The 17,992-nt window shown below is 59.2% G+C and carries 21 protein-coding genes and 1 tRNA gene; 8 read left to right on the top strand and 14 right to left on the bottom strand.

Annotated features, from left to right (window positions below; all coding sequences use genetic code 11):
- The first annotated feature begins 1 nt into the window (after window position 1).
- The 3 genes from N6L24_RS03570 (at window position 2) to N6L24_RS03560 (ending at window position 1,762) form a co-directional block, all read left to right on the top strand.
- Complete coding sequence (locus N6L24_RS03570; protein WP_271843258.1) at window positions 2-799, top strand: segregation and condensation protein A; 798 nt, start codon at window positions 2-4, stop codon at window positions 797-799.
- Window positions 796-1,503 (top strand): SMC-Scp complex subunit ScpB, encoded by a 708-nt coding sequence (scpB, locus tag N6L24_RS03565; protein WP_271843257.1) that lies wholly within the window; start codon window positions 796-798, stop codon window positions 1,501-1,503. The genes N6L24_RS03570 and scpB overlap by 4 nt, the downstream gene beginning before the upstream one ends.
- 76 nt (window positions 1,504-1,579) lie before the next feature.
- Window positions 1,580-1,762 (top strand): hypothetical protein, encoded by a 183-nt coding sequence (locus tag N6L24_RS03560; RefSeq protein WP_271843256.1) that lies wholly within the window; start codon window positions 1,580-1,582, stop codon window positions 1,760-1,762.
- On the opposite strand, the gene N6L24_RS03555 is transcribed toward N6L24_RS03560, so the two are convergent.
- A complete protein-coding gene (locus N6L24_RS03555) occupies window positions 1,759-2,907 on the bottom strand; it encodes an MFS transporter (protein ID WP_271843255.1) in 1,149 nt (382 codons plus the stop codon). The two genes, N6L24_RS03560 and N6L24_RS03555, sit on opposite strands and share 4 nt — an antisense overlap.
- Before the next feature lie 79 nt (window positions 2,908-2,986).
- On the opposite strand from N6L24_RS03555, the gene N6L24_RS03550 reads away from it, so the two are divergent.
- Window positions 2,987-3,514 carry an Lrp/AsnC family transcriptional regulator gene (locus tag N6L24_RS03550; RefSeq protein WP_271843254.1) on the top strand — a complete coding sequence of 176 codons (528 nt, stop codon included), beginning with the start codon at window positions 2,987-2,989 and terminating at the stop codon, window positions 3,512-3,514.
- On the opposite strand, the gene N6L24_RS03545 is transcribed toward N6L24_RS03550, so the two are convergent.
- The 8 genes from N6L24_RS03545 to N6L24_RS03510 form a co-directional block, all read right to left on the bottom strand.
- Window positions 3,515-4,591, bottom strand: a complete 1,077-nt coding sequence (locus N6L24_RS03545) for a 2'-deoxycytidine 5'-triphosphate deaminase (RefSeq protein ID WP_271843253.1) — start codon at window positions 4,589-4,591, stop codon at window positions 3,515-3,517.
- Between the two features lie 56 nt (window positions 4,592-4,647).
- Window positions 4,648-4,724, bottom strand: a tRNA-Pro gene (locus N6L24_RS03540).
- Window positions 4,725-4,792: 68 nt separating this feature from the next.
- The gene (locus N6L24_RS03535) at window positions 4,793-5,461 is read right to left on the bottom strand and encodes a MerR family transcriptional regulator (protein WP_271843252.1); all 669 of its coding nucleotides are present in this window, start codon (window positions 5,459-5,461) and stop codon (window positions 4,793-4,795) included.
- Between the two features lie 12 nt (window positions 5,462-5,473).
- Window positions 5,474-5,776, bottom strand: coding sequence for an integration host factor subunit alpha (gene ihfA, locus N6L24_RS03530; protein ID WP_271843251.1), 303 nt, complete (start codon window positions 5,774-5,776; stop codon window positions 5,474-5,476).
- Between the two features lie 111 nt (window positions 5,777-5,887).
- Window positions 5,888-6,859, bottom strand: coding sequence for a beta-ketoacyl-ACP synthase III (locus N6L24_RS03525; protein ID WP_271843250.1), 972 nt, complete (start codon window positions 6,857-6,859; stop codon window positions 5,888-5,890).
- The gene (gene plsX / locus N6L24_RS03520; protein ID WP_271843249.1) at window positions 6,856-7,953 is read right to left on the bottom strand and encodes a phosphate acyltransferase PlsX; all 1,098 of its coding nucleotides are present in this window, start codon (window positions 7,951-7,953) and stop codon (window positions 6,856-6,858) included. The genes N6L24_RS03525 and plsX overlap by 4 nt, the downstream gene beginning before the upstream one ends.
- Before the next feature lie 29 nt (window positions 7,954-7,982).
- Window positions 7,983-8,189, bottom strand: a complete 207-nt coding sequence (gene rpmF, locus N6L24_RS03515) for a 50S ribosomal protein L32 (protein ID WP_271843248.1) — start codon at window positions 8,187-8,189, stop codon at window positions 7,983-7,985.
- A gap of 138 nt (window positions 8,190-8,327) precedes the next feature.
- On the bottom strand, window positions 8,328-8,882 hold the full coding sequence (locus tag N6L24_RS03510) for a YceD family protein (RefSeq protein WP_271843247.1): 555 nt from the start codon (window positions 8,880-8,882) through the stop codon (window positions 8,328-8,330).
- Between the two features lie 99 nt (window positions 8,883-8,981).
- On the opposite strand from N6L24_RS03510, the gene N6L24_RS03505 reads away from it, so the two are divergent.
- The 3 genes from N6L24_RS03505 (at window position 8,982) to N6L24_RS03495 (ending at window position 12,088) form a co-directional block, all read left to right on the top strand.
- A complete protein-coding gene (locus tag N6L24_RS03505) occupies window positions 8,982-9,422 on the top strand; it encodes an outer membrane protein assembly factor BamE (RefSeq protein WP_271843246.1) in 441 nt (146 codons plus the stop codon).
- A gap of 65 nt (window positions 9,423-9,487) precedes the next feature.
- Window positions 9,488-10,225, top strand: coding sequence for a GNAT family N-acetyltransferase (locus N6L24_RS03500; protein ID WP_271843245.1), 738 nt, complete (start codon window positions 9,488-9,490; stop codon window positions 10,223-10,225).
- Window positions 10,226-10,273: 48 nt separating this feature from the next.
- Window positions 10,274-12,088: an ABC-F family ATP-binding cassette domain-containing protein gene (locus N6L24_RS03495; RefSeq protein ID WP_271843244.1), complete on the top strand. Its 1,815-nt coding sequence runs from the start codon at window positions 10,274-10,276 to the stop codon at window positions 12,086-12,088.
- A gap of 36 nt (window positions 12,089-12,124) precedes the next feature.
- Here the strand turns inward: N6L24_RS03495 and N6L24_RS03490 are convergent, their stop codons facing one another.
- The gene (locus N6L24_RS03490; RefSeq protein WP_271843243.1) at window positions 12,125-12,880 is read right to left on the bottom strand and encodes an SDR family NAD(P)-dependent oxidoreductase; all 756 of its coding nucleotides are present in this window, start codon (window positions 12,878-12,880) and stop codon (window positions 12,125-12,127) included.
- A gap of 135 nt (window positions 12,881-13,015) precedes the next feature.
- Entirely contained in the window at window positions 13,016-14,266 is a 1,251-nt protein-coding gene (gene tyrS, locus N6L24_RS03485) for a tyrosine--tRNA ligase (RefSeq protein WP_271843242.1), read from the bottom strand.
- Between the two features lie 61 nt (window positions 14,267-14,327).
- Between tyrS and N6L24_RS03480 the strand changes: the two genes are divergently transcribed.
- Window positions 14,328-15,434 (top strand): anhydro-N-acetylmuramic acid kinase, encoded by a 1,107-nt coding sequence (locus N6L24_RS03480; RefSeq protein WP_271843241.1) that lies wholly within the window; start codon window positions 14,328-14,330, stop codon window positions 15,432-15,434.
- A gap of 79 nt (window positions 15,435-15,513) precedes the next feature.
- Here N6L24_RS03480 and N6L24_RS03475 read toward each other — a convergent pair whose 3' ends face one another.
- The 3 genes from N6L24_RS03475 to eno form a co-directional block, all read right to left on the bottom strand.
- Window positions 15,514-15,936, bottom strand: a complete 423-nt coding sequence (locus tag N6L24_RS03475) for a cupin domain-containing protein (protein WP_271843240.1) — start codon at window positions 15,934-15,936, stop codon at window positions 15,514-15,516.
- The gene (locus tag N6L24_RS03470; RefSeq protein WP_271843239.1) at window positions 15,933-16,385 is read right to left on the bottom strand and encodes an MEKHLA domain-containing protein; all 453 of its coding nucleotides are present in this window, start codon (window positions 16,383-16,385) and stop codon (window positions 15,933-15,935) included. The genes N6L24_RS03475 and N6L24_RS03470 overlap by 4 nt, the downstream gene beginning before the upstream one ends.
- 106 nt (window positions 16,386-16,491) lie before the next feature.
- On the bottom strand, window positions 16,492-17,769 hold the full coding sequence (eno, locus tag N6L24_RS03465) for a phosphopyruvate hydratase (protein ID WP_271843238.1): 1,278 nt from the start codon (window positions 17,767-17,769) through the stop codon (window positions 16,492-16,494).
- Between the last annotated feature and the right edge of the window lie 223 nt (window positions 17,770-17,992).

Raw genomic sequence — 17,992 nt, 5'->3', positions numbered from 1 at the left:
CATGACCGACGATTTCATCGAACAATCAAAACGCGATGCGGTGGCCGAACGGCTGGCTGCCGAAGCGTTGATTGTGGATGTCGATGGCTTTGAAGGCCCATTGGATCTGTTGCTGACGCTGTCACGCACCCAAAAGGTGGATCTGCGCAAAATCTCGATCCTGCAGCTCGCGCGGCAATATCTGACTTTTGTTGAAAAAGCCAAACAGCTGCGGCTGGAACTGGCGGCAGACTATCTGGTGATGGCCGCCTGGCTCGCCTTTCTGAAATCGCGCCTGCTGCTGCCCCCAGACCCCGAGGACGAAGGCCCGAGCGGCGAAGAACTGGCGGCGCATCTGGCCTTTCAGCTGGAGCGCTTGCAAGCCATGCGCGATGCCGCCGCCAAACTTATGGCGCGGGATCGCCTGGGCCGTGATGTCTTTGCCCGTGGCATTCCCGAGGATGTGACTCGCACGCGCATCGTGACCTATTCGGCCAATCTGCTGGATCTGATGCAAGGCTATGCGCGCCTGCGTACCAAGGACGAGTTCCGCCCCTTTGTCATGGACCGCGAGTCGGTGTTCACCATGGAAGAGGCGCTGGATCGCATGCGCGGCTTGATCGGCTTTGCCGGCAGCTGGACAGACATTCTTAGCTATCTCCCCGAGGGCTGGGGCGCGGACCCCAAGCGCCGCCGCTCTGCGACTGCAGCGACCTTTGCCGCCTCGCTCGAGTTGGCCAAAGAGGGTAAGGTCGAAATCCGTCAGTCGGGGACATTTGAACCCATTCAATTGCGCGCAAGGGAGCGCCGTGGGCCATGAGCGAAGAGATCAGCGAAGACAACATCGAGACCGCGCAGCAGACAGATGCCAGCTCCGAAGAGCCGGCAGAAGAAAGCCTGTTTGAAGCGCCGCCCATTGGCGAGCAGGAGCGGATGATCGAGGCCATTCTCTTTGCCAGCGCCGAGCCTGTGACCGTGCATGAGTTGAACGCACGCATGCCGCATGGCGCTGATGCCGCTGAGGCGCTGGTGCATCTGCGCAAACGCTATGAAGGGCGGGGCGTGCGCCTTGTGCGCGTGGGGGATGCCTGGGCGATCCGCACCGCGCCGGACCTTGGGTTTTTGATGCAGAAAGAGCAGGTGGAAACCCGCAAACTTTCCCGCGCAGCGATCGAGACTTTGGCCATCATCGCCTATCACCAGCCGGTCACGCGGGCAGAGATCGAAGAGATTCGCGGCGTTTCAGTCAGCCGGGGCACAGTCGATCAGCTGTTTGACATGGAATGGATTCGCTTTGGCCGGCGCAAGATGACGCCGGGGCGGCCAGTGACCTTTGTGGTCACGCAGCAGTTTTTGGATCATTTCGGTCTGGAAAGCGCCCGCGATTTGCCCGGTCTGAAAGAACTGCGCGCGGCTGGGCTGCTGGACAACCGTTTGCCGCCCGGGGCGATGCCGCTTCAGCCGGATGACACGGATGCTGCCGAAGAGACGAATGAAGGGCAGTCAGAGCTGTTCGAAGATTGAACCCACGCCCTAAAAACGGCGCAATCTGGGGGTATGGTCACGGCAAATCGCGTCGTTTTGCATGTGAGGAAGCGTCATGAACACCAACAAATTGATCAATATGATCCTGCGCCGGGGGCTGAACCTATTGCTGCGCAAGGGGCTGAGTAAAGGCATGGATGCCGCCAGCCAGAAACGCAGCGGCAAGCCCGCCAGCCCAGAGTCGCAAAAACAGGCCCGGCAAGCCATGCGCCATCTGCGGCGCATGTCAAAGTTTTAAGAGGATACCATCTGAGGCGCAGGCCGACGCGCCCGCGCCCAGAAGGCCTCAGCCGCGCCCAGCAGGGCCACGGCACCTGAGGCGATCAGGCAGGCCTCGATCCCCCAACCATCATAAAGCGGACGATACATCAGCGTGGAAGCAAAGACGCTGAAATACATCGTCGCGGAATTCAGCCCCATGATCGCGCCGCGTTGGTCTGGGTCAAGACGGCTCAGCCGCCCGACCGTCATGTTCAGGCCAAGGTGATTGATCATCCCCCAGACAAACATCAGGCTGGAAAACAGCACAAAGGACTGCGCGGCGAAATAACAGGCCACAAAGAACGGCACCAGCAACAGGAAAATCACGCTGAGCGCCTTGCGCGGGCCGACCCGATCCAGCAGCGGGTCCAGCAGCATCGAGGCCCCAAAGCCCAGCCCGTAAAGCAGCGTAAAGCGCCCACCTTCGGCAATACTGCGCCCCATGACCTCGGTGATATGGGTGCCGAGATAGTTATAGACCCCATAAAACCCAACACCAAAGACACCGACGGAAAACAGCGCCGGAAGGATGCCGCTGACGCGCAGGGCGCTTATGGGCGAGGTGATTTTTTCGGACCGCGGTGCAAGGGGCAGGGGCACCAGATAGAGTGTGATCAGCACCACCGACAGGCCAAGCGACAGCAGGGTGAAGACCATGCGCCAGCCGAAGATATCAGCGATATAGGCGCTGAAGGTTACACCGCCGACCATCGACAAGGTCCAGCCGGTGAGCACCATCCCGATGGTGCGCGCCTCACGCCCAGCAGGGGCCATCAGCGCGGCCATCGTATAGATCGCCGGCAGGGCCATGCCGACGCCGACCCCGGCCAGAATCTGGCTGACGGTCAGAAAACCGACATTGGGCGCAGCGGCGCTGAGGCCCATCGCGGCGGTAACAACAATCATTGACAGTTTCAGCGCCTGATCCGCGCCAATGCGGTCTGCCAGCGGGGCCAGCAGCAGCGCAGACAGCGCCACGCCGCCGCCATAGGCTGCGGCAGCGGACATGACATCCGCTGGATTGGACAGCCCCAGCCCGGCGGCCACCTCGGCGGCGATCGGCGAGAGCACCAGGGAATTCGCGCCGATCAACCCGACCGAGATCATCAAAAGCAAAACCATTTGTGTGTCACCATCTCTGAATGATATTAGGTCAATAGATATATTTACTGAATAAATCAGGGCAATGGGGATGTGAGGCATGACAAAAGAAACAGACAACGTTCGGCAAACCGGGGCCAAATCGCGGCCTGTGGACGCGATGGATCGAAAAATATTAGGCAAATTGGCCGAGGACGCCACCGGCAGCTATGCTGAATTGGCCCGCGAGGTCGGCCTGTCAGCCCCTGCGGTCCACGAGCGGGTCAAGCGGATGCGCGCGGCTGGGGTGATCAAACGCACCGTGGCGGAACTGGATGGTCCGGCGCTTGGCAAAAACTTTCTCGCCTTCATCCATGTCGAAAGCTCCGGTTGGGGCAAGACGCAGGAAATCATCGAATTGGCCGACCTGCCCGAGGTGGAGGAAATCCACGCGGTCACAGGTGACACCGGCCTAATTCTCAAGGTGCGGATGGAAAATGCGCGCGCGATGGAGGGGTTCCTCTGGCGGCTTTACGACAAAACCGGCGTTCAGAGCACGCGCACATATGTTGCGCTTTCCACCCATGTGGAGCGCGGTGTGCAGCCGACAATCACAGCGGAACTGTCAGAGGGGGATCACCTGAAGTAATCAGGCAGATTTGAAATGCTTGGACAGTTTCAGCCCCTGGCCCTGGTAGTTGGAGGCAATGCCCGCGCCATACATCTGGGTCGGAACTTCGGCCATTTTTTCATAGACCAGACGCCCGACGACCTGCCCATGTTCCAGCACAAAAGGGGCCTCATGGCAGCGCACCTCAAGCACACCGCGTGAGCCGGCGCCGCCCGCATCGGCAAAGCCAAAGCCGGGGTCAAAGAACCCGGCGTAATGCACGCGGAATTCACCAACCATGGCCAGATAAGGGGCCATTTCGGCGGCATATTGCGGTGGGATGGTGACGGCCTCGCGGCTCACCAAAATGTAAAACGCACCGGGATCGAGGATGATCTGCCCATCGGTGCTATGCACCTCTTCCCAATAGTCTGCCGGGTCATAATGCCCGATGTTCTCCAGGTCGATGACGCCGGTGTGCGGCTTGGCGCGATAGCCCACCAGATCCCCGGTGGTCGGGCGCAGATCAACGGAAAACCCCAGCCCATCGTCGATCAGCGCGCTGACATCCACCAGCGGTGTGTCCGCGTGAAGGGCCATCAGGTCCGCATCGCTGAGAACGCTTTGCCCACGGCGGAAGCGGATTTGATTAAGCCGCATGCCGGGGCGCACCAGCACCGAAAACGAGCGGGGGCAAATTTCTGCATATAGCGGGCCGGAATATCCGGCTGGAATGCGGTCAAATTCAACGCCTTCATCGGTGATCGTGCGGGTCAGCAGATCAAGCCGCCCGGTGGAGCTTTTGGCGTTGGCGACGGCATTCACATCTGCCGGCAGCGCCAATGATTCCATCAGCGGCACAACATAAACGCAGCCTTTTTCCAGCACCGCGCCTTTGCTCAGATCAATCTGATGCATCTCAAATTCATCGAGGCGATCGGCGACACGATTGCCTTCGCCCGCCAAGAAAGAGGCGCGCACGCGATAGGCGATATTGCCCAGCCGCAGATCCAGACTTGCCGGTTGTACCTGGCCATCCACCAGCGGGACAGCAAGGCCGATCTCGCCAGTTTCGATCATTTTTTCAATGGTTTGGCTTGGAAGTACACCAGTCATCGTCATTCCCCAGATGTGCAAAACGCCCGGGCGCAGCAGCGCTCAGGCGTTTTTGTTGGTCGGGCTAGCAGGACTCGAACCTGCGACCTTCCGTCCCCCAGACGGACGCGCTACCAGGCTGCGCTATAGCCCGACGGTGGCGTTGTTCATAACCTATTGTCGCGTGGGGGCAAGACCTTAAATCCAAAAATTCGGTCCCGATTATCTTTGCGCGGCGTGCTGTTTGCGGCAGGCGCGCAACTCGGTCAGCGCGGCAGAAATTGCGGGTTGATCGGCGACCGGCAGATGATCCAGTTCCAGCAGGCGGGCCAAGATGCCACGGCGCAGGCGCCAGCTGTCGGCCTCGGCCACAACGGGTTTGCGGGGCACGGCTTTGGTCTGCGATGCCGCGCTGCTGTCGCTGGGCTCTGCCGGTTTTGTTTGCGGTGCGCTGGCGGCCGGGGGGGCCGGGCTGTCCTCAGAGGCGCTCGCCATAACACGGGCCGGGGTCACGGCACTGTCTGCGGCGGGGGGCGCGCTTGGCGCTTCGCCGACCTGCGGCACTGCTTCTATGGGCGTGTCGTCAACCGCATCCAACATCGCAGCATCGTCATCCTCAAGCGGCCGCGACAGGGCGCTGACCTCTTTGACACCTTTTTCGCGCAGCAGTTTCTGCACGCCTTTGATGGTCATGCCTTCATCATGCAAGAGGGCCTTGATGCCGCCGATCAACAGCATGTCGGCGGGGCGATAATAGCGCCGCCCACCGGCACGTTTGACCGGGCGCACCTGGGTGAATTTGCTTTCCCAGAACCGCAGCACATGCGGTTGCACGTCGAGCCAATCAGCAACTTCGCTGATCGTGCGAAAGGCATCTTTGGATTTGGCCATGGCCCCCGCCTCTTAGCGTTTGTTGCCTTCGGCCACGCGATCTTTCATCAGATGTGACGGGCGAAAAGTCAGAACCCGGCGCGGGTTGATCGGCACCTCTTGGCCGGTTTTCGGGTTGCGGCCAATGCGCGCTGCTTTTTCGCGAACGCTGAACGTGCCAAAGGAAGAGATCTTTACTTGTTCCCCGCGCACCAACGCATCGGACATATGCCCCAGAACACTTTCGACCAACTGAGCGGAGTCATTGCGCGACAAGCCAACCTCACGAAAGACGGCTTCGCTCAGATCCATTCTGGTTAAAGTTTTCTCAGACATGACTACCCCCGATAATGTTTCAACAAACATAGGGGCAAGCAATTTAACGAGTCAACATCAATGGCCTGAAATCAAGGGTTTACCGCTGTGACTTGGTCCAAAACCGGGGCTTTACCAGCGCAGAACCACCGATCCCCAGGCCAGCCCGCCACCGATCGCTTCGGTGACAACAATGTCACCTTCTTTGATTTTGCCTTCGGCCTTGCCCACGGACAGCGCCAGTGGAATGGAGGCCGCCGAGGTGTTGCCGTGATCTTGCACCGTCACCACAACGCGGCTCATCGGGATGTCCATCTTTTTGGCGGTGCCTTTGATGATGCGGATATTGGCCTGATGCGGCACAATCCAATCGACTTCATCAGCGGTGATCCCGGCCTTGTCCATCGAGGTGATGGCGGTCTGCGCCAGTTTCTCGACCGCATGGCGGAACACCTCTTTGCCCTGCATGCGCAGATAACCGGTCGAGCGTTGCGACACGCCGCCGTCAACATAGAGAATGTCCTTGAAACGCCCGTCAGAATTGAGGTCTGTCGCCAAAATTCCGCGATCCGATTTGGCCCCGCTGCCATCCTGCGCTTCGAGGATCAGCGCGCCTGCACCGTCACCAAACAAGACGCTGGTGGTGCGGTCTTCCCAATCCATGATCCGTGAAAACGTCTCTGCACCAATCACCAGCGCGCGTTTCGCTTGCCCCGATACGATCAGCGCATTGGCATTGGCCAGCGCATAAACAAAGCCCGCGCAAACGGCCTGAACGTCAAAGGCAAACCCCTTGGTCATGCCCAGCTGCGCCTGCACCATGGTGGCGGCCGACGGAAAGGTCAGATCTGCGGTGGATGTGGCGACAATTATGGCGTCGATATCATCCGCGCTGAGGCCAGCGTCGTTCAGTGCCGCCTGCGCGGCATGAGTCGCCAGTTGGGACGTGGTTTCACCATCGGCGGCAAAATGCCGACGTTCAATGCCAGAGCGCGTGCGAATCCATTCGTCAGAGGTGTCGATTTTGGATTCGAATTCAGAGTTGGGGACGATCCGCTCAGGTAGATAGTGCCCCACGCCTGTAACGACGGCGCGTAGTGTCATGGTGTTGATCCGTTATTGTCCCCAGCGGTCTCAGCATCTTGCTGCAGTTGCACTGCGGATGCAACCCGAGCGGCCAGCTTTTCCGAGAAGCCGGACTGCGACAGGGTAAAGGCCAGCTTGACGGCAGCCGCCACACCCGTGGCATCGGCGCTGCCATGGGATTTGACCACCGTGCCGTTGAGGCCCAGAAAGACACCGCCGTTGACGCGGCGTGGATCAATGCGTTTGTTCAATCGCCGCAGAGAGGTCAGCGCCAAAAGCGCAGCCAAACGCGACAGGGGGGAAAACTTAAAGGCTTCGCGCAGCAGGCTACCGATCAGCTTGGCGGTGCCTTCGCCGGTCTTCAGCGCGACATTGCCGGTAAAGCCATCCGTGACAATGACGTCAGCGGTATCACCCGGAATATCGCCGCCTTCGACAAATCCGACAAAATCGAAATTCGCCGCGTCGGCATTGGAGCTGATCAGCTCATGCGCGGCCTTCAGCTCGGCGCGGCCTTTGTGTTCTTCTGTGCCAACATTCAGCAGCCCAACGCGGGGGCGCGACAGCCCCATGCCATTGCGGGCATAAGACGCCCCCATAAGCGCATATTGCATTAGGTCGTTTTCATCCGCGCGAATATCGGCCCCGACATCCAGCATGATGTTAAACCCGCCCGCGCTGCGCGACGGCCAAAGCACGGCGATGGCTGGGCGGTTGACGCCGGGCAATTTGCGCAGACGCACCACAGAAAGCATCATCAGCGCGCCGGTATTGCCGCAGGAGACGCAGACATCCGCTTCGCCATTGCGCACCGCTTCAAGCGCCGACCACATCGAGGTCGACTTGCCGGTGCGCATGACTTGGCTGGGCTTGTCATCCATGGTGACAACCGCGTCGGCATGGCGAATCTCGACGCGGTCCTTCAGCGCTTTTTTGCGCCCGACCAGCTTTTCGAGCTGATCTTTGGGGCCGTGCAGGATAAAACCGATATCCGGGTTTTTCTTGGCAGAACGCGAAATGCCGGCAACAACAGTTGCCGGCCCTCGGTCGCCACCCATGGCATCAACGGAAATAATGGTGCGCCCGGCACCCGCTTTAGCAGTTTTGCTCATCACGGTCATGCGGGGCGTTCCGAACCGTCTTAGGCTGCGTCTTCGTCCAGATCGACTTCTTCAGCCACCGCGACCACTTCGCGGTCGTCATAATGGCCGCAGGACGCGCAAACGTGATGCGGGCGCTTCAGCTCACCACAGTTGGTGCATTCATTTGGGTTGCCTGCAACCAGCGCGTCATGTGCACGGCGGTTGTTGCGGCGCGATTTCGATACTTTGTTCTGCTGGACAGCCATGTCGCAACCTTCGATTTACTGGGGCTTTCGCCCGATTTCCTCTGCGTTCCGAGGCTTTATGCGCATTGCGCAGCCAAGTCCAACGCTAAATTCCAATGAGCGCGCGAAAATAGCCAGAATCTCGCGCGGCGCAAGCCCCTAATTTTGATCATCTCCGGCCAATTTGTCCTTGAGGCCAGCGAGACCCGCAAAGGGGCGAGCGTCTTCGTCCGTCATGGCCTTTTTTCCCGGCTCTGTATAGGCCATTTTTTCAAAAGTTGCGTCCGGGGCGCGGGGATAAAGGGGCAGATTCAGCGCCAGAGATTCACGCATCACCGAAAAGACATCAATTTCTGTGCCCAGCTGTTCGACATTTTCTTCGTCGGTCAGCTCATACTCTTCAACCTCAGGCGATTGGTAATCTGCCTTAAAGATCCATTCGATCTCAGCATCGATCCGGGTTGTGACAGGGGCGAGTGTGACGACGCAGGCCTGCACCACGGTTGCGCCCAATGCACCCTGAACCTTCCAATCCCGTTTGCCCGAGGCCATGATCGCCCCCTCAAACCGCAGTTTGCGCAGATTGACGATGTCCAGATCCCGCGTCAGCGCCTCCAGCGCGGCGGCATCGGGCTCGATCACAAAGCGAGTCTGCTGATTCTGCCGCAGATCTGCAACGCGATACACGAATTTCTCCAAGTTGTTATCTGACATGAGGATAAATGCCTTCCATTCTTGAACCTGCGGCTTTCATTTTGTAAGCCGTTAAAAGGCTATACACGCCAAGGCAAGAGGGCAGGGATGGATCGGTCAATGAAATTACTCAAGGCGTCTGCTTTGTTTCTCTGTCTGCTGGCCGCTGCCTGCACGGCACAATATCGCAATCATGGCTATGTGCCCAGCGAGGATGACCTGGCTGAAATCATCGTGGGCGTTGATACTCGCGACAGCGTCGCTGAAAGCATCGGCACCCCCACAGCCGGCGGCGTTCTGAACGAGGGCGGCTATTACTACGTACGCAGCCAATTCAAAACCGTCGGTCCGTTCCGCCCCGAAGAAGTCGACCGCCAACTGGTGGCTGTCAGCTTTGATCAAAACGGAGTGGTCAGCAATATCGAGCGCTTCGGCCTTGAGGACGGCCGTGTTGTGCGCCTGTCGCGCCGCGTGACCGATAACGGGCTGAACAATATTTCCTTCCTGCGGCAGCTGCTGGGCAACCTTGGTAATTTTGACGCTGGCAGCCTGTTGAACTAATCTTGTCACTGAGATGTCACGCAGTGCCGCCTATATCATGGGGGCAATCACGTGCGAGGTGACAGATGGCTGGATTGAAGATGGGGCGCTATGTCGCCCGGCAGGCCGATCACGCTGACGATATTCAGGCGGCGCAACGCTTGCGGCAATTGGCGTTTCATGGCGATGCCAATGGGGCGCTGGACGTCGACCCGTTTGACGACATCTGCGCGCATATTCTTGTCTTTGACAAAAAGAGCGACGCGCTGGTCTGTTGTTTTCGCATGCTGCCTTTGGCCACCGGCCATGACATCAGCCGCAGCTATTCGGCGCAGTATTACGAGTTAAGCGCGCTGGAATCCTTCGAAGGCTCCATGGTGGAAATGGGCCGCTTCTGCGTGCATCCGGGTTGGACCGATCCGGATATTTTGCGAGTCGCCTGGGCGGCGATGACCGCCTATGTCGATGACAACAATATTGAGCTGCTGTTTGGTTGTTCCTCTTTCAAAGGCACTGATACCGACCCGTATCTGGACGCTTTTGCCGTGTTGCGCGATCGGCACTTGGCCCCAAAACGCTGGGCCGCGCGGGTCAAAGCCCCAAAAGTGTTTCAGTTTGCCAAACGCCTGCGCCGTAAACCTGATCTGAAAAACGCGCAGATGCGCATGCCGCCGTTGTTGCGTACCTATCTGATGATGGGCGGCTGGGTCAGTGACCATGCGGTGGTCGATGATCAGATGAACACCTTGCATGTCTTTACCGGGGTTGAGATTCGGGCCATTCCGCCGGCGCGTAAACGTTTGCTGCGGGCACTTGGCTCCTGACGATCAGCAACGCTTGACCTTGCGCCGAACGCTGGGTAGCTCAGCGTCATGGCACGTGCTCCTTTACTTCAAATGTCCGGTATCTCGCTGACTTTCGGCGGCGATCCCGTGTTCGACAATCTAGACCTCGTGGTGCAGCCCGCTGATCGGGTGGCGCTGGTGGGCCGAAATGGCTCTGGCAAATCTACCCTGATGAAAGTCATGGCTGGGCTTGTTGAGCCGGACAAAGGCGATGTGGTTGTGCCCCCCGGCGTCAGCGTCGGTTATATGGAGCAGGATCCCGATATGGCGGGCTTTGCCACGCTGGGGGATTTCGCCACCTCGCAACTTGATCCCGGCGAGGCCTATAAGGTTGAGCGCGCGGGCGAAGGGTTGAAATTTGATCCTGCGCGCAGCGTTGAAACGGCATCGGGCGGGGAACGGCGGCGCGCCGCTTTGGCCAAGCTGATGGCCGAGGCACCCGAACTGATGCTTCTGGATGAGCCGACGAACCATCTGGATATCGAAGCGATTGGCTGGCTCGAAGACGAGCTGAAGGCCACCCGTGCCGGTTATGTTCTGATCTCGCACGACCGGGCATTTTTGCGTGAACTTACCCGCGCAACCCTCTGGATAGACAGGGGAATGACCCGTCGGCAGGAAAAGGGTTTTGAGGCTTTCGAGGCTTGGCGCGACAAGGTGTGGGACGATGAGGACATGCAGCGCCACAAGCTGGATCGCAAGATCAAGGCCGAGGCGCGATGGGCGGTGGAAGGCATCTCTGCCCGCCGGAAGCGCAATCAGGGGCGAGTGCGGGCCCTAGGTGAGCTGCGTCAAGAACGCGCCTCACAGATCAAGCGGCAGGGCGCGGCCGCCATGGCGTTTCAGGCCGGGCCAAAGTCGGGCAAAAAGGTCATTGAGGCCAAAGACCTCAGCAAAAGCTTTGGCGACAAACAAATCGTGCGCGGGTTTGATTTACTCATTCAGCGCGGCGACCGGATTGCCTTTGTCGGTCCCAATGGCGTGGGTAAGACCACATTGATCAAGATGTTGATCGGGCAGGACACCCCGGATGAGGGCAGCGTGACTTTGGGCACCAATCTTTTGCCCGCGATTTTTGACCAAAGCCGCGCTGCGCTGGACCCGGAAATGTCGCTTTGGGATTCGCTGACCGGCGATCCGGACATGCGCGTTTCAGGCAAGGCCGATCAGGTCATGGTGCGCGGCGTGCCCAAACATGTGGTGGGCTATCTGAAAGAATTCCTGTTTGACGAGCGTCGGGCCCGCGCGCCGGTGCGCTCCCTCTCGGGTGGGGAAAAGGCGCGGCTTTTGCTCGCCAAGCTGATGGCCAAGGAAAGCAACCTCTTGGTGCTGGACGAGCCGACCAATGATCTGGATGTCGAAACACTCGACCTGCTGCAAGAGCTGCTGGATGATTATGACGGCACGGTGCTGCTGGTCAGTCACGACCGGGATTTTCTAGATCGTGTCGCCACCACAACGATTGCGATGGAGGGCAACGGGCAGGCGGTGGTTTATGCGGGCGGTTGGTCCGATTATCGCGCCCAGCGTGCGCCGGACGATGCGGCCAGATCCGCTGCAAAACCAAAGAAAGAAAAGGCAGACGCAGCCCCCGCGCCAAAGCCCGAGAGCAGCGGCCTCAGCTTTGCGGAGCGCAAGCGCCTGGATGCGCTGCCCGCGCAGATGGAGCGTCTGAGCGCTGAGATTGCCAAGCTGGAAGATTTCATGTCCGATCCGGAGCTGTTTACCAAAGAGCCGGTCAAATTTCAGAAAGCGACAGAGGCGCTGGTGGAGCGGCAAGAGGCATTGGCCGCTGCTGAGGAAGAATGGCTGACCCTCGAAGAAAAGGCCGAGAGCGCGTAACGCTCCCGGCCTGAAAATGCGCGCTTTGCCGCCGCGTTACTGCATGCGCAGGGCCCCATCCAGGCGAATGACTTCGCCATTCAGATAGCCGCATTCCACGATGAACTGCGCCAGTTTGGCAAATTCTTCCGGCTCGCCCAGACGGGGCGGGCAGGTGACGTCTTTGGCCAGCCCATCCATGATTTCCTGACCAAAGGCGATCAGCATCGGGGTTTTGAAAATGCCCGGCGCAATCGCCATCACGCGAATGCCGCTGCGCCCCAGATCGCGCGCCATCGGTAGGCTCAGCCCGACAATGCCACCCTTGGAAGCCGCATAAGCCGCTTGGCCTTTTTGCCCGTCCATCGCCGCGATAGAGGCGGTGTTGATGATCACGCCGCGTGATCCATCTGCGTCCGGTGCGTTTTGCGCCATGGCTTCGGCAGCCAGACGCGCCACGTTAAACGAGCCAACCAGATTGATGTCGATGGTTTTCTGAAAGGTGCTCAGCGGATGCGCGCCGTCCTTGCCAATGGTTTTGGCGGCGGGGGCAATACCGGCGCAATTCACGGCGGCGGTGATTTTTCCCATTTTTTCCGTTGCATGGGAGATGGCGGCTGAGACCGACTCTTCGCTGGTGACGTCGGTTTCAACAAAATGCCCGCCGATTTCTGCGGCAACCTCAGCGCCGCGCGCCGCGTCGCGATCCAGGATGGTGACTTGCGCGCCAGCGGCGGCAAACAGGCGCGCCGTTGCCTCACCCAAGCCAGAAGCGGCGCCGGTGATGACGGCTGCGGTGTCCGAGATTTTCATATGCTCACTCCAGAAGGCGATATTTGAACGTGCGTTCAGATACCAAGGACAGCGCGCGCCTGTCTAGAATGACGGCGCGTCCCAAAGAAAAACGGGGCGCCAAGGCACCCCGTTTCACCTTGTTGGTCTGTTGGCTTAGTCCGCCAGTTTCACCAAAGCATGGCGTTTCTTGCCTGCGCTCAGTTTGATGGGAGAGGCCAGCGCTGTCGCGTCAAAGATTTTCACTTCGGTCAAAGGCTGATCATCCAGCTTTGCGCCGTTTTCGGCGATCAGACGTTTGGCGTCTTTGCCGGATTTCGCGAGGCCCGAACGCACGATAAGTTGCACAACAGAAATGCCATCGCCGATTTCATCCGGGGTCAGCGTCAGGGTGGGCAGATCGTCCCCCACGCCGCCTTTTTCAAAGACTTCGCGCGCGGTGGCGGCGGCGGCGGCGGCGGCCTCAGCCCCGTGGCACAGGGTTGTGACCTCGTTGGCAAGGATGATTTTGGCGTCGTTGATCTCTGAGCCAGCCAAGGCGCCCAGACGCGCGCATTCGTCAACCGGCAGCTCGGTGTAGAGCTTGAGGAACCGGCCCACATCAGCGTCGGTGGTATTGCGCCAGAACTGCCAGAACTCATAGGGGCTGCGCATATCCGCGTTGAGCCAGACGGCCCCATCCGCAGACTTGCCCATTTTCTTGCCGTCGCTGGTGGTCAGCAGCGGCGATGTCAGGCCAAAGATCTGCTGATCAATCACCCGGCGGGTCAGGTCGATCCCGTTGACGATATTGCCCCATTGATCGCTGCCGCCAAACTGCACCAGACAGCCATAGCGGCGGTTGAGCTCCAGGAAGTCATAGGCCTGCAGGATCATGTAGTTGAATTCGAGGAACGAGAGCGACTGTTCACGATCCAGGCGCGATTTCACCGATTCAAAGCTGAGCATCCGGTTGACCGAGAAATGCCGCCCGATGTCGCGCAGAAACTCAAGGTAGTTCAACCCGTCCAGCCATTCAGCATTGTTCAGCATCAATGCGCCGGTGTCGCTGTCATCATAGCTGATGTATTTGGCAAACACCTGCTTGATACCGGCAATGTTGGAATTGATCTGATCTTCGGTCAGCAGCGGGCGCTCGTCGGCGCGGAAAGAAGGATCACCCACCTTGGTGGTGCCGCCCCCCATCAGGGTGATCGGTTTGTGGCCGGTCTTTTGCAACCAGCGCAGCATCATGATCTGAATCAGGCTGCCGACATGCAGCGACGTTGCTGTTGCGTCAAAGCCGATATACCCCGGCACAACCCCTGCAATCAAAGCGTCGTCCAGACCTTGATAGTCGGTGCAATCCGCCAGAAAACCGCGTTCCATCATTACAGCAATGAAGTCAGATTTGGGGTGGTAGGTCATAGGGTCCGTCTCGTATGGTGTCTGGGCCGTGTATATCAGGCTTGAGGTAAAGGAAAAGGCCATGTTGAAGGCCAAGTTGAGCAAGCGTCCCCTGAAAATCGCAGGGACAATGTCAGGCACCTCTCTTGATGGGGTGGATGTGGCGGTTGTGACCACGGATGGGCATGAAATTCTCGAATTTGGCGACAGTCATTATCGCCCTTACACGGCGGAAGAGCAGGCGGTTCTGACCGCAGCGCTTGGCAAATGGCAGGGGCCCGAGGTTGCGGCAGCAGCCGAGGTTGTGACCCGCGCCCATCGTGAGGCGCTCGCCGGGTTTGAGGGCTGCGATCTGGTCGGGTTTCACGGCCAGACGCTGGCGCATGATCCGCGCGGGCGCGGCACGTTGCAGGTTGGCGACGGGGAAGCATTGGCCGCGGCGCTTGGGGTGCCAGTGGCCTGGGATTTTCGCAGCGCAGATGTCGAGCTTGGCGGCGAGGGCGCGCCGCTTGCGCCGTTCTTTCATTTTGCCTGCGCCAAATGGATCAAGGCGGAATCGCCTTTGGTGTTTCTGAATATGGGCGGGGTCGGGAATATGACTTGGGTTGATCCGCGCGCGGAAAGCCCGACACAGCCGGAAGCGCTCTTGGCGTTTGACACCGGCCCGGCCAATGCGCCGATCAATGATTTCATGCGCGCGAAACTTGGGCAGCCCTACGACAAAGACGGTAAACTCGCGCGGCGCGGCACCGTGGAAACCGGCGCGCTGGAGCTGTTTCTGGCCGAAAGCTATTTCGCCCGCATGCCGCCCAAATCTCTGGACCGCAATGATTTTTCCGAGATGGTCGAGCTGGTGCGTGAGCTAGACGACAAAGACGCAGTGGCCACGCTGACAGCGATGAGCGCCGCCGCCGTGGCGCAGGGGATGGAGCATTGCCCCAAAGCGCCCGAGCAGGTCCTCGTCACGGGGGGCGGGCGGCTCAATCCGGTGTTGATGGAGATGCTGGCCGTGAGCCTGGATTGCCCGGTGCACGCGATCGAAACCGTCCGGCTGGATGGCGATATGCTGGAAGCACAGGCCTTTGCTTATCTGGCAGCGCGCATCGCGAACGGGCTGCCGACCTCAAGCCCCGGCACCACAGGGGTGTCCGCCCTGGTGGGGGGCGGGGTGATCAGCCATCCGCAATAGAGCGCATGGCTTTATCCGGCGCGGCCGGGCAGGGGCGCTGCCCCTGCACCCCGGAGTATTTGTGAAAAGATGAAGCGGATCAGTCGCGCGGGATATCAAAGCCCGGCGCAGCCAGGGTAAAGCCGGCAAAGTCAAACCCGGGCGAGACCGTACAGCCCACCAATGTATATGCGCCTGTGGTTTCCGCCGCCTGCCAATGATGCGCTGGCACGATGATCTGGGGCTGTTGATCCGCCATCAGATCAGTGCCGAGAATATGGGTTTTTGCCGGTCCAGCGCTGGTGGAGGCGAGATGCAGCTTGAGCGGCGCGCCGGCGTAGAAATGCCAGATCTCTGTGGCGTCCACCTGATGCCAATGGCTGCGCTCGCCCTGCTGCAACAGGAAATAGATCGCCGTGCCCACGGGGCGGCCAGCGTTGTTTGCACGCCATGTTTCAACGTAATGCCCGCCTTCGGGATGGGGCTGCATCTTGAGGGTCTTGATAATATCTTCTGCGGTCATAGCAGCTCATAGTCCTTGAAAGTGGCGGCTTCGCCGATCTTGACCCCGGCGGCATTCGTGAGGGTCCAGATGATGGCGTTTTTGATGCGAAAGCGCTGGCCCGTGGCGCTGATCCGAATGCCGGAATAATCGTCGGCAAACCCGTTTTGGCGCATGGCGTCAAACATCGCGGCCCGTTCTGCGCGTTGCCCCGGTTCTGCCGTCAGGCGCGAGGGCAGTTGCCGCAGCGCCGCCCAATCCAGTTCCCAGAGCTGTTGCGCAGCGCGATTGCCGTAGGTCAGGATCGGATCATCTGCGGTGTTATGCGCCAGAACCGGAAACGGTGCCTCATAGAGCGCCTGCGCGGTCGCCGGGCGTAGCAGCGGTCGGCCAAGGCAGGCCGCAAAGCTGCGCAGCAGCGTGGCGCTGAAGGCGGGGTGATAGTCATTTTCAGGGGCGGGCTGTAACATGCGGTTTGCTTAGCCGGAAACGCGGCGTGGCAAAAGGGGGAAGGCGGCGCATAAAAAAACGCGGACCCCAAACAGGGGCCCGCGCCGCGTCATCCGTTTGGGATGATTATTTTTTCAGGATCGCGCGACCGGCGTATTCGGCGCTTTCACCCAGCATCTCTTCGATGCGGATCAGCTGGTTGTATTTCGCCAGACGATCCGAGCGGCTGAGAGAGCCGGTTTTGATCTGGCCGCAGTTGGTGGCGACCGCAAGATCAGCAATGGTGGCATCCTCGGTCTCGCCAGAGCGGTGCGACATCACGTTTTTAAAGCCCGCGCGATGCGCCATATCGACCGCCTTCAGCGTTTCGGACAGCGAGCCAATTTGGTTCACTTTGACCAGCATCGCATTGGCAGAGCCTTTTTCGATACCTGTCGCCAGACGTGTTGGGTTCGTAACAAACAGATCGTCACCAACCAATTGGCATTTGTCACCGATGGTGTCGGTCAGCAGTTTCCAGCCGTCCCAGTCATCTTCGTCACAGCCATCTTCGATCGAGATGATTGGGTAGTCTGCGACCAGTTTGGCCAGATAGGCGACGTTTTCTTCGGATGTCAGGGAAATGCCTTCGCCCTTCATCTCGTATTTGCCGTCTTTGTAATATTCGGTCGAGGCGCAATCGAGGGCCAGATAGATATCTTCGCCCGGCTTGTAGCCCGCTTTTTCAATCGCCGACATGACGAAATCAAGCGCGGCGCGGGTGCTTTCCAGATTTGGCGCAAAGCCACCTTCATCGCCGATGCCGGTGTTGTGGCCCGCGGCAGAGAGTTCTTTTTTCAGCGTATGGAACACTTCGGCACCCATGCGGATCGCTTCTTTCACATTGCTGGCAGAGACCGGCATGATCATGAATTCTTGGATGTCGATAGGGTTGTCGGCATGTTCGCCGCCATTGATGATGTTCATCATGGGCACCGGCAGAACACGGGCGGATGTGCCGCCGATATAACGATAGAGCGGCTGGCCGGTGAACTCAGCGGCGGCTTTGGCGACAGCCATGGACACACCCAAGATTGCGTTTGCGCCCAGGCGGCCTTTGTTTTCGGTGCCGTCCAGTTCAATCATCGCGGCGTCGATGGATTCCTGCTCAGTGGCGTCAAACCCGACCAGCGCTTCGGCAATTTCGCCATTCACTGCGGCGACTGCTTCCAGCACGCCTTTGCCCAGATAGCGCGATTTGTCGCCATCGCGTTTTTCCACCGCCTCATAGGCACCTGTGGAGGCACCGGAGGGCACAGCAGCACGGCCCATGGTGCCATCTTCGAGGGTCACGTCGACTTCGACGGTTGGGTTGCCGCGGCTGTCGAGAATTTCGCGGGCGTGAATATCAATGATTGTGCTCATGACGCTGTCCTTAGCTCAGTGTTCGGTTGGCTGTTTCATACCAAGGTTGCGGCAAATGTAAACGACCTTCGTTACCGCTAACATCGGCAAAACCCTAAGCAATGGGCTGTTTTTGGGACTGTTTGCGCCAACGGCCTGCAAAAAAATTATGCAAGCGGTGCAAATGTGACAGAGAACACACGATTGTTTCCGTATTTTGGACAAATTTGGCGCTTAGAGATAG

The sequence above is a fragment of the Cognatishimia sp. SS12 genome, from assembly GCF_028369055.1.
GTDB lineage: Bacteria > Pseudomonadota > Alphaproteobacteria > Rhodobacterales > Rhodobacteraceae > Cognatishimia.
Note: the sequence above shows the minus strand (reverse complement) of the source record. Positions and strands in the feature narration are given on the sequence as shown.